The 257-nt window shown below is 59.1% G+C and carries 1 pseudogene; it reads left to right on the top strand.

Annotated features, from left to right (window positions below):
• A pseudogene (locus AAEY83_RS16585) lies at positions 1-257 on the top strand (glycerol-3-phosphate dehydrogenase); the annotation flags it as partial.

Here is a 257-nt window from a genome sequence, read left to right as displayed (position 1 = left end):
CCCAGACTCGCTGTGTCAGTGCCCGCCGCACCAAAGGTTTGTGGCATCTGCATCTGGAGCGCGCCGACGGCAGTTTGTTTTCGATCACCGCCAAGGCTCTGGTCAACGCCGCCGGCCCATGGGTGGCCAAGTTCATCCGTGACGACCTGAAGATGGAATCGCCTTACGGCATCCGTTTGATCCAGGGCAGCCACATCATCGTGCCGAAACTGTACGAAGGCGAGCATGCGCACATTCTGCAAAACGAAGATCAGCGC

Origin of the sequence: Psychrobacter sp. TB20-MNA-CIBAN-0197 (assembly GCF_040309765.1) — a bacterium.
In the GTDB taxonomy this organism is placed as follows: domain Bacteria; phylum Pseudomonadota; class Gammaproteobacteria; order Pseudomonadales; family Moraxellaceae; genus Psychrobacter; species Psychrobacter submarinus.
Note: the sequence above shows the minus strand (reverse complement) of the source record. Positions and strands in the feature narration are given on the sequence as shown.